14 protein-coding genes are annotated in these 14,827 nt (G+C 43.8%); 9 read left to right on the forward strand and 5 right to left on the reverse strand.

The annotated features are described in order from the left end of the window. Positions 1–5 precede the first annotated feature (5 nt). The 5 genes from CC97_RS17610 to CC97_RS17630 all read left to right on the forward strand — a co-directional run bounded on the left by CC97_RS17610 (position 6) and on the right by CC97_RS17630 (position 4,957). Positions 6–728, forward strand: a complete 723-nt coding sequence (locus tag CC97_RS17610) for a ScpA family protein (RefSeq protein WP_044976686.1) — start codon at positions 6–8, stop codon at positions 726–728. Beyond that, a complete protein-coding gene (gene scpB / locus CC97_RS17615) occupies positions 728–1,276 on the forward strand; it encodes an SMC-Scp complex subunit ScpB (protein ID WP_044976687.1) in 549 nt (182 codons plus the stop codon). The genes CC97_RS17610 and scpB overlap by 1 nt, the downstream gene beginning before the upstream one ends. A 16-nt stretch (positions 1,277–1,292) precedes the next feature. Continuing rightward, positions 1,293–2,468 carry a GerW family sporulation protein gene (ytfJ, locus tag CC97_RS21635; RefSeq protein WP_347493837.1) on the forward strand — a complete coding sequence of 392 codons (1,176 nt, stop codon included), beginning with the start codon at positions 1,293–1,295 and terminating at the stop codon, positions 2,466–2,468. Further along, positions 2,468–3,388 carry an NAD(P)H-hydrate dehydratase gene (locus CC97_RS17625; protein WP_049963015.1) on the forward strand — a complete coding sequence of 307 codons (921 nt, stop codon included), beginning with the start codon at positions 2,468–2,470 and terminating at the stop codon, positions 3,386–3,388. The genes ytfJ and CC97_RS17625 overlap by 1 nt, the downstream gene beginning before the upstream one ends. Before the next feature lie 87 nt (positions 3,389–3,475). Then, complete coding sequence (locus CC97_RS17630) at positions 3,476–4,957, forward strand: DHH family phosphoesterase (protein ID WP_044976688.1); 1,482 nt, start codon at positions 3,476–3,478, stop codon at positions 4,955–4,957. A 126-nt stretch (positions 4,958–5,083) separates the two neighbouring features. Here CC97_RS17630 and CC97_RS17635 read toward each other — a convergent pair whose 3' ends face one another. From CC97_RS17635 to CC97_RS17650, 4 genes are all read right to left on the reverse strand, one after another. Continuing rightward, on the reverse strand, positions 5,084–5,827 hold the full coding sequence (locus CC97_RS17635) for an AIM24 family protein (protein WP_044976689.1): 744 nt from the start codon (positions 5,825–5,827) through the stop codon (positions 5,084–5,086). Positions 5,828–5,842: 15 nt separating this feature from the next. Beyond that, on the reverse strand, positions 5,843–7,144 hold the full coding sequence (locus CC97_RS19240; RefSeq protein WP_049963016.1) for a TerD family protein: 1,302 nt from the start codon (positions 7,142–7,144) through the stop codon (positions 5,843–5,845). A 308-nt stretch (positions 7,145–7,452) separates the two neighbouring features. Continuing rightward, on the reverse strand, positions 7,453–8,244 hold the full coding sequence (locus CC97_RS17645) for a PD-(D/E)XK nuclease domain-containing protein (protein WP_197021881.1): 792 nt from the start codon (positions 8,242–8,244) through the stop codon (positions 7,453–7,455). Positions 8,245–8,345: 101 nt separating this feature from the next. Then, a complete protein-coding gene (locus CC97_RS17650; RefSeq protein WP_044976691.1) occupies positions 8,346–9,140 on the reverse strand; it encodes an AAA family ATPase in 795 nt (264 codons plus the stop codon). A gap of 587 nt (positions 9,141–9,727) precedes the next feature. Here CC97_RS17650 and CC97_RS21180 point away from each other — a divergent pair. The 4 genes from CC97_RS21180 to CC97_RS17670 all read left to right on the forward strand — a co-directional run bounded on the left by CC97_RS21180 (position 9,728) and on the right by CC97_RS17670 (position 13,408). Continuing rightward, entirely contained in the window at positions 9,728–9,925 is a 198-nt protein-coding gene (locus CC97_RS21180; RefSeq protein ID WP_242848197.1) for a hypothetical protein, read from the forward strand. A gap of 308 nt (positions 9,926–10,233) precedes the next feature. Beyond that, complete coding sequence (locus CC97_RS17660) at positions 10,234–11,268, forward strand: tyrosine-type recombinase/integrase (protein WP_044976692.1); 1,035 nt, start codon at positions 10,234–10,236, stop codon at positions 11,266–11,268. A gap of 347 nt (positions 11,269–11,615) precedes the next feature. Continuing rightward, on the forward strand, positions 11,616–12,284 hold the full coding sequence (locus CC97_RS17665; protein WP_044976693.1) for a lactate utilization protein: 669 nt from the start codon (positions 11,616–11,618) through the stop codon (positions 12,282–12,284). Between the two features lie 170 nt (positions 12,285–12,454). Next, positions 12,455–13,408 carry a GH25 family lysozyme gene (locus CC97_RS17670; RefSeq protein WP_049963018.1) on the forward strand — a complete coding sequence of 318 codons (954 nt, stop codon included), beginning with the start codon at positions 12,455–12,457 and terminating at the stop codon, positions 13,406–13,408. Between the two features lie 67 nt (positions 13,409–13,475). Here CC97_RS17670 and CC97_RS17675 read toward each other — a convergent pair whose 3' ends face one another. Further along, positions 13,476–14,753 (reverse strand): O-acetylhomoserine aminocarboxypropyltransferase/cysteine synthase family protein, encoded by a 1,278-nt coding sequence (locus tag CC97_RS17675; RefSeq protein ID WP_044976694.1) that lies wholly within the window; start codon positions 14,751–14,753, stop codon positions 13,476–13,478. Between the last annotated feature and the right edge of the window lie 74 nt (positions 14,754–14,827).

Raw genomic sequence — 14,827 nt, forward strand, 5'->3', positions numbered from 1 at the left:
TGACTATGGAAAAGCTTTCGTTTAAACTGGAGATATTTGAAGGTCCGCTGGATCTTCTTCTTCATCTTGTCATCAAGCACAAGCTTGATATAAATGATATTGAGATATCAAAGCTTCTTGAACAGTATCTGCTCTATCTTGATCAGTGTGCTGAACATGATCTTGAACTGGCCGGCGAATTTCTTGAAATGGCTGCCAGACTCATCTACATCAAGACCCTTGCCCTGCTTCCTGCTCCGGAGGAAGAGGAAGAGGAGAAAAAGGCACTTCAGGGAGCTCTTATTGAATATGCGCTGTGTAAAAAGGCGGCAGCTGCGCTTGCGGAACTCTACTGCGGCGGTGACATGTTTGTAAGGAAACAGGCCGTTATAAAAGCAGAGTCCGATTATCAGCGTGTACACGAAGCGACCGTACTCCGCGATGCCTTCCTTGGCATGCACGTTAAAAAGATCCCTGTGCGTGACCAGGGACCTGATGAAAGATTCAGGGTCATCGTCAAGCACAAGATGTATTCCGTGACGACCAAGGTCATAAGTATTCTCAAACAGCTTTACAAAACAGGTACAGCTGATATGGAAGGGCTTTATGACGGTGTTACGGACCGCTCCGAACGAGTGGCAACGTTTCTTGCCGTTCTTGAGCTTACAAAGTCGGGACGTATCTACATAAGCGATGATAACACTACTATCACATTTATAGGAAAACGAAAAGAGAGGAAAAGTTCATAATGAGCTTTGTTGAAAATATTTCTGCAGTAGAGGCTATTCTGTTTGCATACGGTGAGCCTGTTCCGAAGGCAGTGCTTTCAGAAGGAAGCGGGATCGACCAGGAGTCGCTTGAAAAAATAATCACACTTCTCAATGACCGCTATGATGAAACGGGTTCGGCACTTCAGGTGCTTAAGCTTGGTGATTCCTATCAGCTTGCCACAAGGCTTGAATATGCACCTGCGGTAAAGAAGGTCTTTGAGACAGGACGAAATGCTGCTCTGTCAACTGCTTCGATGGAGACGCTTGCAGTGGTGGCGTACAACCAGCCTGTTACCAAAAGCTTTGTAGATGCAGTACGAGGCGTTGACAGCTCTGCTGTTATGCAGAAGCTTGCCGAAAAGGGACTTATTGAGGAAGCAGGACGTCTTGACGTTCCGGGAAGACCGATCTCCTACAGGACCACGAGGAATTTTCTGAGGTGTTTCAGCCTCGCTTCACTCGATGAACTTCCTCCGCTCAAGGCGATGCAGTCAGATCAGCTTCCGCTGCCGGAAGGTGATGAATAAACGGGGTGATCATTAATTGCTTGTTCTGATTGTGATCCTCCTTGTTTTCGCTCTGCTTTTCAATATCTGCGCCTGCGTTGACCTAAGGTACACCGGCGGCGAGTTTTACTACAGTGTAAAATATCTTTTCATCGAGATCCTTTCTTCCGATAAACCGAAGAAGAAAAAGGAGAAGAAAGAAAAGAAGTCAAAGAAAAAGAAGAAAAAAGCAGAAAACGAAAAAACTGAAGAGGACGGAAAAGAGAAAAACAGTAAAAAAACAAAGAAGAAAAAGAAATCCGTAATAAAGGAATATCTTGAGAATTTTGCTGCAGTGGTCGATTTTATAAAGTCGTCCATGAATGATATTCTCGGACTTACGCGTAAAATAAAAGTTTCACGTGTCTGTGTTGACTGCCTGGTGGCAGATGAGGACGCTTTTTCATGTGCAGTAAATTACGGCGTGCTCAGCGCCGGAGTCTACAACATACTTGCGTTTGTTTCATCGTATTTTAAAACGGACATAGATCATGTAAACATAGGACTTAAGTACAATGAAAGCAGCAAAAACAGTGTTTATGATTTCAGCACAAAACTTAAGCTGAAGCCCGGCTCGGTACTTATAGCCGGTATCGGAATACTGATCAGCTTTATCAAGCTTCAGATATTAAAAGAAAAGGATAAGGAAAAAACAAATAATACAGTTTCAAAGGAGAAAAGAAATATGGAAAATCATCCGGTAAATAATTTAATGGGTACTGCCATAGACAAGATCAGGGAAATGATAGATGTAAATACTATAATCGGCAATCCTATCGAAACATCAGAAGGGGCAACTATCATTCCTGTATCAAAGGTAACATTCGGTTTCGCTTCAGGCGGTTCCGACCTTCCTTCAAAGCAGCCTAAGGAACTCTTCGGAGGCGCTGCCGGTGCAGGTGTATCCGTTCAGCCTCTTGCTTTTATCTGTGTTTCACCTGACGGAGATGTAAAGCTACTTCAGATGTCAGTCAATGCTACAAAGGAAAATGCAATGATCTCAACACTGCCGGATATTATAGATAAATTCTCAGGCCTTGTAAACGGCGGAGAGAAGAAGGAAAAGCCTGAAAAGCAGGCTAAGGTAAAGAAACGCCAGGCAAAGAAAAACGCAGTTATGAATGAGGATGACTTTGAAGACGTTATCGACCTCGATGAAGCTGAAGAAGAATAATGACTAAACAGTCCGTAAACGATCATTTCTTCACTGTGACAGACAGGGAATTTGTGAAAAGGCACCTTGTCAGACGCAGCACAGATTCACACAAGGGAACTTACGGAACTCTGTTAAGTGTTACAGGATGCAGGAATATGCCCGGAGCAGCGGTGCTTTCAGGGAAGGCGGCTCTCAGGTCAGGGCTCGGACTTCTCAGACAGTGCGCTGTTCCTGCATACATCGGTACAATGGCCGCTGCATTTCCTGAACCGGTATATATACCGGTGAAATGTGATAAGGACGGGTACTATACAGAAGAAAACGCAGAGATGCTTATTGCAGCTTCAGAAAAATCCGATGCGGTGCTGATAGGCTGCGGTCTCGGATGTACGGACAGCACAAAAGCTCTTGTACGCCGTCTGATCCCTGCAGTAAAATGTCCGATTGTTATCGATGCTGACGGACTTAACTGCATTGCGGATGATCCTGATATTCTCTGCAGGGCATCTCATCAGGTGATAATAACACCTCATCCGGCAGAGGCAGGAAGACTTGCAGGCTGCAGTACGAAGGAAATACAGTCTGACAGAATGAAGACAGTCCGCAGGTTTACGGAACGTTTTCCGGAAGTTATAACGGTTCTTAAGGGCGCAGGCACACTCACGGCCGCAGGAAACAGTGTCTTTGAAAACCCGACAGGCAATCCGGGAATGAGCACGGGAGGCAGCGGTGATGTCCTTGCCGGTATTGCAGCATCATTTGCGGCGCAGAACCGCGGATCAGGATCCCTGTTTGATCTGACGGTATCAGCAGTATGGATACACGGAAGGGCCGGCGATCTTGCCGCAGAACATCTTTCTGAGTTCAGCATGCTTCCGGAAGATATTATTTCGTCTCTTGGCATGGTTTTCAGAGAACTTGTAAAACAGCAAACATAATTCAGAGCGATTTCATTGTCACATCAGTAAAGGTTCCGCATTCTATGGTATCACTATAAGATCCATTCCGTGAAAGGAGCAATGTGTATGAAGCTTCAGGATCTGCTTGTATATAATGACATACTTATACAGTGTCACGATTATCCTGATCCGGATTCAATAGCATCCGGATTCGGTATATACTGCTTTATGAAAAGCCACGGCAAAAAGGTGAGGCTGATATACAGCGGTATTCATGATATAAGAAAGCCAAATCTGCTTATTATGATAGAGCGCCTGGGGATACCCATTGAATACATGAGGGTGCAGGAGTACGAACCTGAACTCCTTATTACGGCGGACTGCGTCCACGGTGAAAGAAATGTCACGGACTTCAGGGCCGGTATCTATGCGGCTATCGACCATCATGTTTCATCACGCAACAGCTCGGAGCTTTATGAGATAAGACCTGAATACGCAAGCTGTTCCTCGATAATCGCAGTCATGCTCCGTGAATCCGGTTTCGACTACAACAGTGTTCCTGATCTTGCAACAGCTCTGTACTATGGTCTGTACACAGATGCCAACAGCATGTCTGAAGTGAGCCATCCGGCTGACCGCGACTTAAGGGACTTTGCCAAAATAGAAAAGGAACTCATACCTCTTCTCACAAATTCAGTGCTCTCGCTGCGTGAGATCCAGATCGCAGGCGAGGCACTCAACAGCATAAACAATGACAGGGAACACCATTTTGCAGTTACCTGTGCCGCCAAGTGCGATCCTAACATTCTCGGCTATGTAAACGACCTTATTATTCAGGTGGATACCATAAATGTGAGTGTGGTGTGCTGTTTCGTTTCCGGAGGAATAAGAATATCAGTGCGCAGCTGTATAAACGATATCAATGCGGTCGAACTTACAAGGTTCATAACCGAGGGCATAGGCTCGGGCGGCGGCCACCGTCAGAAGGCCGGCGGATTTATCTCGCTTGATAAAATGCCTGACGCAGATCCTGACTCCATCGTTGATTTTCTTATAAAGCGCGTGACGATGTACTACGAGAATTTTGATATTATCAGAGCAGAGGAGTACACTGTTGATCCTGACAGAATGAAGATATTTGTCAAGAAGCCGCAGCTGATGGGGTTTGTTGCAAGCGACAGCATTTTCGGATACGGTGCTTCGTTCCGTGTAAGATCGGTTGAAGCGGACTTTAAAGTCCGTGGGTCGGATGATCTCATCATAATGACAGACTCACGGGGAAGCGCTTATCTTATAGACAGGGCCAAATTTGACAGTACCTATGAGGTCACTGAAGGCGTGTTTGATGTGCGTGCTGACTATCATCCGCATGCCATATGCTTTGACAGGGAACCGCGCAAGCTCTGTTTCTCATGCTGCAGATCACGCGGCGGTGCGAAGGTTTACGCACGCAGGCTTGACCGGAACACAAAGCTTTACACTATCTGGGACAGCAAAAACTACATTTCCGGAATGGTGGGAGACTATCTGGTTGTCCGCATGGATGATCAGCGCGATGTGTATATCATTGACCGGGAACGCTTTGATGAAATATACAAGGAACTGTAAGTGCGGATCTTTCACCAAATCAGCGTTTCCATAATAAAAACAGATCAGCATAACATCACACCGGTGTATTTTTACGCGGGTGAGGCTATGCTGATTTTTTCTGTATTCCGTGTGTTTTATGAGCGATCACCACATGCTGCGCTGTGCTGAAGGACGTGATCCTGTAGCAGAACCGTCTACAGATACGTCGAGCCCTGATGTACGTTCATCAGGCTGGATGATAACAGTTGCAGGAGTGTGGTAGCTCCATTCGAACATGTATGATTCACCGCTTGACTGACCGATGAAGTTGCGCCATGAGATATCGGTTCTCATCTCAGGGTCAGCACCTATCCAGCAGACTACGGCATCCGGGTCAGCTTCAATTGTTGAGCCGCTTGCGACATTGCTGAGTACCAGCGGGTTTCCGTCCACTATAATGGCAACATATGCGTTCGGACCCTGACCGGTAAGTGTTGATGTTGCAAGACCTTTCTGTGAGACGACGCCCTGTCCGAGGAAGCGGACACCGTACTGGCAGTCCTTTGTGAAAGCGAGGATATTTTCGCTCTCCACAGATATCTTTTCACCCTGATCGAGTTTGTACACGACAACGTGCTGCTGTCTGTTTGCGTAGTATGTAACGCTGTCACCGCCGAAATCAACCCTCATAAGAGGAAGGTTTTCGCCTGAAATACGTCTTACGAGCTGGTTGAGCACTGCACGTCCTGCGTTTGCCTCAGGACCGAGCATTACCTTGGTGAATTTATAGTTCTTGGCACCCTGGCATTCACCGCCGATGAATGCTCCGGCTTTGGTAAAAACATAATCATTTCCGCCTGTGCATGTTATCTTAAGGCACAGTTCATTCAAAGTTTCAAAAGTTATCATATATATCCCCTCTTTTTATTCCAGTTCCACACCGTACATACTGCAGAATCCGGCAAGATCGCGTGATACGCCGGAACCGACCGCGTTGAATTTCCATTCGCCGTTGTGACGGTAGAGTTCGCCGACCACAAGAGCCGTCACGACAGACGAGCAGTTTGTAAGGTCGATCGATGCCACCACCTGACCGGAATCTGTGTTTATAATTACTGCACTTACTGAGTTTACTCTGCTGAAGTTCTGGTTGCGTGCCACTGCTTCGTATATGGTTACTGCAAGCGATATCTTCTTAATATTCTGACTTACCTTTGCGAGATCGATCATAAGATCGCAGCCTCCGAGATCATATCCCTGATAGCGTGTGCTTCCTTCAGGACTCTGTACCTGTCCGTAGAAGACGAACCAGTCCTCGGAAGGAACCTTTTCATTTTCCGCAAGCAGAAAAGCAGATGCATCGAGTTCACATCCCGGGTCTCTGACATCCCAGCGAAGCCCTATCCTCATTCGTTTCAGATCTGCACCAAGCGGTATCTTCTGCCCGCGCTGAAGGACTTTTCCTCCGGACGGGAGAGAAGGAGCCTTTGTTTTCGGAGCGTTGTTCTGCTGTACCGCCGGCTGCGGCGCAGGTGCTGAAGCCTGTCTCTGATTCTGCGGAGGCGGAGCACTGTAGTTCTGAGCCTGATTCTGAGGACGCGGAGTACTGTAAACCTGCCCTTGATTCTGAGGTCTAGGAGTATTGTAGACCTGTCCCTGACCCTGAGGTCCAGGAGTACTGTAAACCTGCCCTTGATTCTGAGGACGTGGAGTACTGTAGACTTGTCCTTGATTCTGAGGCTGTGGAGTACTATAAACCTGTCCCTGATTCTGAGACGGCGGATCTATATAATCTGCGTAAGACGGTCTGCCATTTGGATAGGCTGATGAATCCTGAGATTGTCCGTAATTCTGGTCGTTCTGATAAGCCTGCCCGTAGTTCTGGTTGTTCTGATAATTCTGCCCGTTGTTTGGACCATTCTGATAACCAGGTCCGTAATTCTGATTATTCTGATAAGGTGTTCCGTAGTTCTGATGATCATCCTGCATCATAGCAGCCGCTGCGACAGCAGCAGTTGCCGCCATCCCCATATTCATGCCATTCATTCCGTTTACAGGATTCATACCGTATCCGATAGCATTCTGAGACCCGAACTGTCGTAACAGCGACTGCGTGTTATACGCTCCTGTTATACGCATCCCGTTCCCGCCGGGCATACCGAGCTGATTTATAAGACTGTTTCTGTCGAGCGGCCCGACAAGCCGCATCGGTATATTTAGTTTCATACAGGTTTCCCCTTTCCTGTAAAACACAGTGAAAGCCAGAAAAAGCCCTGACTTTCACTGCGTCTGATTATTATTTCCTTGAACAAAGTGTACCATATCACGGGGGATAAGTCAAGTGCGGCTCGATTTTCAAATGTGCAGGTCAATGTAAAAAAATGTTCAAACGGTGAGGAAGACGTTTCGCTGAAATGGTGGAGCCTTCGGCACGGTTGAAAAAATGGGCCGTTAAAAACAGCCCATTTTGCTTTAATTTTTAGTTATCAATCCAAATCATCAGAAACGTATTAAAATAATACTGAATTCTCCAATCAGTTATTCGGTATTTCCTCTATGATGCACTTTTTATCGCAGAACACCATTGCATACTTAAGCCTTGTCGTATATCCTTCATACACGAGTCTGCTTTCATATTTATTATTAACGATCTGGCTTTTAGCTTCATTCATTGCTTTTTTCATTTCTGATTCTTTCTTCGCATGCTTAAGCTCAAGAATCAGACAGCGTTTTCTGACTGAATCACGAATTATAAGATCAGTCCTTCCATATCCGCTCTCCTTTTCTGAATCAACCATGTAGCCAAGTCCTGTAAAAAATCCGTCGAGTATCAGATGATAGCTGTACTCGTGGTATTCGTGATAGAAAGATAACGTTGCTTCAAGGAGCTGATTCATCGCATTCACAGCACTGTCTGTATCTTCTGACCACAATGCATCCTTCAGATTCTTGACAGTTTTATTGTCCACTTTGTCTTTGAAATAATCCCATATTTCCTTTCTGAATACGATCTGTATCTCCTTATTTGGTATGCGCAGAGGCAGTAGTTCAGCATCTTCTTCTATAGCCTTTGAAAGATACCCTGTTTCAAGCAACGCAGACCAGAGATTATCACCGTTTTCATGAATAAGATGATATGGTACATTTTCATTTACAAAGCATTCGATTGTTTCACCTGCAAGCAGTTTTTCAAAGTTTTCATTTGCATCATCTGTTTTTCCGAGGAAACCGTGGATGAGATTCTGTGAAGTTTCTGAAGTGTTGACCCAGTAACTTTTTAGGACCTCTGAGATCACTGTATGACCCGTCAAGAACTGAACGTACATACAGAAGAACATCCCACGGGCAGTACATTTTTTCACGTCCGAAGATGTAACCGTCATACCATTCGGAAACAGTATCATATCTGTCTGACAGACCGGCATCTTCAAGAAGTTTTTTTTACGTTATCATCGGTAAATCCAATAGATGATGCGAAATTAGGAGAAAGAACAGTATACGGAATGATATTATTCACACCTGTATAAGTACTGTTTTTTACAGTGTAAAGGCATCCGGAAAGAATAACGCCCTTGACGTTCTCATTTGTCTTGCACACATAACTGAGCATATGTTCGATCATATCACGGACTTTGTCATACTCAGGACTGTCAAGCGCCTTTGCCATCGGTACATCATATTCATCAATTATAACAAATACTTTACGATTATAATAAGTTCTCAGCATCTGACAAAGGAGACCGAGTGCCTGCTCAGTATCCGGCTGTTCGGCTTTGCGATTCCAGAGGTTATCAAACAAAGTTTTACTTGCTTCACTTATATTTGTATTGTTTTCTTCTACTAAAAAACGGTTCTCTTCACAGAGATTCGAAACAGCAATACGTAAAGAACTGAATATTGATTCAAAATCTTTTCCAAAGACTTCCTTCAGTGATATGAATACAACAGGGTATTTGTTCATGTAATTCTCTACAAGAACTACATTATCCATAACTTTCAGGCCATCAAATATATCTCTGCTGTCCCTGCGGATATCGAGGAAATCTCTGAGCATTGTCATTGTCAAAGTTTTTCCGAACCGTCTCGGACGAGCAAAAAGAACAGCCTTATCAAATTTATCGAGAAGAAATTCTTCTATCAGATCAGTTTTATCTATGTAATATGAATTGTTTTCTCTGAGTTCTCGGAAACTGTCATATGATGCTGTGATATTTAATTTCACGACTTTTGCTCCTTCCTTTGTTTTTCTTATGTTATAAGTATAGCATGTTTTGGCCTTTCAGGCAACAGAAACAGATTTCAGGCAAAGCTGAATTAGTTTTAGCCGATATCCTCTATGTTTTCAATCCCGTAATCAGACAGATCAATGGCAGGTATTGTTGTTGTTATTAACTCAAACTTCGCAGTTAAAAACTGCGAGTGCATCTTGAAAATTCAATAGATAGAGACAAAAAAATATAGTATGTAGTCTCCAAAAATGTTATATATCTTCTTTCAGTTGACGTTAATGTTGTTAAAAACGATAACGTTATTCCGGCTAAAATAGTCTTTGTACGCAATCGAAATAAAAGAAGTGACTATCTCTGTATTCTTTCAACTGATACAAGCTTAACTGAGGATGAAATCATCAGAATCTACGGTAAACGCTGGAGTATTGAGGTTTTCTTCAAAGTTTGTAAAAGCTATCTTTGTCTTACCAAAGAATGCAGATCTATTTCCTTTGATGCCATGACAGCTCATACAGCTGTTGTGTTTACACGATATATGATGCTCGCAGTAAGTAAACGTGAATCGGAAGATCCGCGTTCAATGGGCGAACTGTTTATGTACTGCACTGATGAACTCGCAGATATCAGCTTTGCGCAGGCCTTCTCTTTACTTATGGAATTGTTCATAAGCAAAGCCAAAGAGTTTTTAACAATTTCTGAACAGGAGATATCTGCTTTTGTTGATAAGTTCCTCGATACTATTCCAGACGCTTTAAAAATCAAGTTAAAAGCTGTTTGATTTAGTTACTTTTGCGGCGCTTACTATTGAATTTTCAAGATGCACAGTTATTTTTGATGTGCGAAGTTTGAGTAACAACATTTGAAAGATAATATTACACTTTTAATGTAAATTTTTTGTGTCGCATTTCAGCGTGTGGTGCATTTCGTTCCGATGCCACCATATTTCCATTGACAGGAGCCGAAATTAATAGTACAATACTGAATAATGATAAAACATGAAATCAGATTCTGTCCTGCTGGGAAGTTCTTACGTAAAATCAGTACAGAGACAATGGGCAGAACTGCGTGTTCCAAGGAGAAAGTTTAATGACAATAAACAAAAACGAATGCCCTGATTTTCTGAATGATTATATTTTCTATCTCCGGGTAGTGCGGGGCAGGGCGGAGACCACCATAAATGAATACTTCATAAACATAAGAATGTTCTTAAGGTACATCCTTAAAGAAAAGCAGAATCGTTCCGAACCGCTTGAAGCGATAAAGATAAAGGATTTTCCAAAGGAACTTTTAAATGAGATAACTCTTCGTGACGTTTATGGTTTCTTTGATTTCCTTGCCTTTGAGCGCGAAAACAAACCTGCGGCCAGAGCGAGAAAGACTGCAGCTTTAAAAAGTCTGTTCCAGTTTCTTCAGAAAAGAGCAAATCTCGTTGATCACAATCCGGTGGAGGATGTGGAAATGCCGACTGTAAAGCGTGCTCTTCCGAAGTTTCTTACACTGGAGGAAAGCCTTCGTCTGCTTTCGTCAGATTCGTATGAGGAACCGGAGCGTGACTTCTGCATGGTGACACTGTTTTTAAACTGCGGAATGCGACTTAACGAGCTGGTAAGCATCAATATAAGTGACATAGATTTCGAAGAGAGAAAACTGCTTTTAAAGGGCAAGGGAAGCAAACAGAGGATCATCTATATAAATGACGCATGTATCGCGGCGATAAAGACATATCTGAATTCACGTAAGAATCCGCCTGAGGAACCGAACGCACTGTTTTTAAGCAGGAAGAAAAGACGAATAAGCCGCAGAAGAGTGGAGCAGATAATCGAGAAGCTGCTTAATGATACCGGGCTTGGCAACAGGGGAATCTCGCCGCATAAGCTGAGACATACTGCAGCGACACTTATGTACCAGCACGGAAATGTGGACACTCTTGTTATAAAGGACGTGCTTGGTCATGCAAGTATTGCGACCACTGAAATATATACACATCTTTCAGATGAACGCAAGCAGTCTGCGGCTGAAAGCCTTCCGATAGCAAAGATGAAACGCCGTCCGAAGAAAAAAGATGATGCAAAGAATGATAATGAAGGCGACGTTAAAGAGAATACGGAAAGTGACAGCTGATTCGTTTTCCGTTACTGCGAAAAGTGGCAGAATATTGCTAAATGGAAAAATATTAAAATTGTTTTGATATCTGATATATAAAAATCAATAGCAAAACTGCATAAAATTATGATATTATTATTATAAGAATTGTAAAACTTGCTTCAAACAGCAAAATAAAAATGTGAAACCCCTCGACAAAAACGAAAAGATTGGCTATAATTAGATTATTAATATTGCGCTTCACATGGAAAGTTCCTGTGTGATAAAGTGCACTACAGATGATAGTAAACGACAGTTTTGTTGTTTAATATATTTCAAATGTAATATTAAATGATGCCATGGGCGTTATGGAGGGAGTTTTAAAAATGAATGAGAACATGAAGAGCGTTATACTTAACCGCATCAACAGAACAGCGGAAGCTCTTAAGAGAAACAATATGGAATTTCACTACGCTGAGTCAAAGGTGGAAGTACTTACTATAATCAGCAATCTTCTCAAGACCGGTGACGTTGTTGCTACAGGCGGATCAGTTACTCTTGAAGAGTGCGGAGTTATCGATCACCTCAGATCTGACAAGTACAAATATCTCGACAAGGCTGCAATAGACCATGACAAGATGGAACAGCTCTACCGCGCTTCATTTACTGCTGACGCATACATCACAAGTGCAAATGCAGTTACTGAAAACGGTGAACTTTTCAACGTTGACGGAAGAGGCAACCGTGTTGCTGCTATCTGCTACGGACCTAAGTCAGTTATCGTTGTTGTCGGCTACAACAAGATCGTAAATAATCTTGACGAAGCTGTAAACAGAGTAAAATCCACAGCTGCTCCGGCAAATACACAGCGTCTTACCTGTGCTACTTACTGTTACGAAAGAGGCTGCTGCCAGGCTCCGACAAACGGTATAAGCAACATCACAGAAGGATGTTCATCTGACGCAAGAATCTGCTGCGATTACCTTATCACAGGACATCAGAGAGAAAAGGACAGAATCAAGGTTATCATCGTCGGTGAAAAGTTAGGCTACTGATAACCCGGTATATACAGCAGTACAGGTGTACGCCTGCACTGATAAAAACTAAATCAGTCGGTTTTCAGACCGGCAGGGCAATTTAAAAGAACTGATCATAGTGAACGTCAGAACTGTTCCGGCGTTCACTATAATTTTTTATGAAACTTAAATTCGGGAGAAGTATGGAAATGAGAAAAATTTTTTCAGCATTCATTACAGCGGCAGTATGTGCCGCAGCAATGGTAAGCAGTATGAACGGCTTTTCTGCAGTCAGCGCGGCTACATCTTCAGTTTACGGAGATCTGAACGGTGACGGAGCTGTGAATGTTCTTGACCAGATACATCTGAAGCAGAACGTAATAGGTGTAAAAGAAGAATTTCCGGTAACGAACTGGAAGGCCGCAGCGAGAGTTCCCGGCGGTGATATTGCAGCACCGGAAGCGATAGGCCGGATGAATGACTGGCTGCTTACATTCGGTACCCATGAAGATCTGTCAGCTCCTATGAGGGTGCAGAACGGCATCGACGTTTCAAAATGGCAGGGAGACGTTGACTGGGAAAAGGTAAAAAATGCAGGCGTTGAGTTTGTAATGATAAAAGCAGGAGAGGGAACGGAAGTCGAGCCGAAGTTCCTTCAGAACATTACGGGGGCAAAGAACGCCGGTATTCAGTGCGGTATCTACTGGTTCTCATCGGCGAGGGATGTTGAATCCGTGGCAGCAGAGGTGGAAGCATGTATCAGTACAATAAAACCTTATCAGCTGGAATTTCCGGTGGTGTACGACTTTGAGTACCGCTGTTTCTATGACCTTGAAAATGATCCTATGACAAAGGACAGAAAACTATGTACTGATATTATTTACGCTTTTCTTGACGGAATGAGAAATGCCGGTTACTATTCAATGCTCTACTCGAACAAGAATTTTCCGGTGCTCTATCTTGAAAAGAAGCGCCTGACAGATGAGTTTGATTTCTGGTACGCAAACTATTCAAAGTCACTTACCGAACCTGACGAGGTATGCGGAATATGGCAGCGCTCATGTACAGGCAGAATAGACGGTATAGGATATGATGTGGATCTTGACATATCCTACGTTGATTATAAAACGATAATGGAGACATATCACCTTAACGGATACTGATAAGAAAAGCTCCGGTTTTCCTAATGAGGAAAGCCGGAGCTTCAGTGCTTTATGACTTATTTGCAGATCAGCCGTTTCTTACGACGTCAAAAGCGTTCTTTATATCAGCGAGGATATCTTCAACGTTTTCGATACCAACTGAGAATCTGATCATGCCAGGATCGATACCGGCAGCAACGAGCTGTTCTTCGGTGAGCTGTCTGTGTGTTGCACTTGCAGGGTTGAGTACGCATGTTCTGATGTCAGCAACATGAACTTCGTTTGAAGCAAGCTTAAGAGCATCCATGAACTTAACTGCGTTCTTTCTTCCGCCCTTTATAGTGAAGCTGATTACGCCGCAGCATCCCTTAGGAAGATACTTCTTTGCTCTGTCGTGATGAGGATCGCTTTCGAGTCCTGCGTACTTGATCTTTTCAACGAGGTCGCATGATTCAAGGTATTCTGCTACCTTTATTCCGTTTTCACAGTAGCGTTCCATTCTTACTGCGAGTGTTTCAAGGCCGAGGTTGAGAAGGAATGAGCTGTTTGCTGCAGGGTAGCATCCGAAGTCTCTCATGAGCTGGTGTCTTGCCTTGATGATGTATGGTGCATGAGGATATTTTTCTGTGTAGATCGTTCCGTGATAGCTTTCGTCCGGTTCTGTGAACTCAGGGAATCTGCCGGACTTTGCCCAGTCGAACTTACCTGCGTCAACGATAACACCGCCGACCTGAACAGCATGTCCGTCCATGTACTTTGATGTGGAGTGAACTACAACGTCTGCGCCCCATTCGATCGGACGGCAGAGGAAAGGAGTTGCGAATGTGTTGTCCACGATGAGCGGAAGTCCGTTTTCGTGAGCGATATCTGCCCACTTTTCAATGTCGAGAACAGTAAGTGCAGGGTTTGCGATAGTTTCTCCGAAGATACACTTTGTGTTAGGTCTGATGGCAGCTCTGATCTCTTCTTCAGATGCATCAACATCGATGAATGTGCATTCAATACCCATCTTCTTAAATGTGAAAGCGAAAAGGTTTACTGTACCGCCGTAGATGGATGAGCTTGAAATGAAGTGGTCACCTGCATTACAGAGGTTAAGAACTGAAAGCATTGAAGCTGCCTGTCCTGAAGATGTACACATTGCAGCCACACCGCCTTCGAGAGCGGCGATCTTCTTTTCAACAGCATCTGTTGTAGGGTTTTCAAAACGTGAGTAGATCATACCGAGCTGCGGATCGTCGAAAACATCGGCAACTGCATCAGTTGAGTTGTATACGTAAGTTGTACTCTGATAGATCGGCATAACTCTTGGTTCACCGTTTTTAGGTGTGTATCCTTCGTGAAGGCACTGGGTCTCGATTTTCATTTTAATTCCTCCGATTTTATATTTATACTGCCCTGCATATCTGCGGACTTTGTCCGTTTTCTGCATACCGGCTT

The sequence above is a fragment of the Ruminococcus sp. HUN007 genome (assembly GCF_000712055.1).
Lineage (GTDB): Bacteria > Bacillota > Clostridia > Oscillospirales > Ruminococcaceae > HUN007.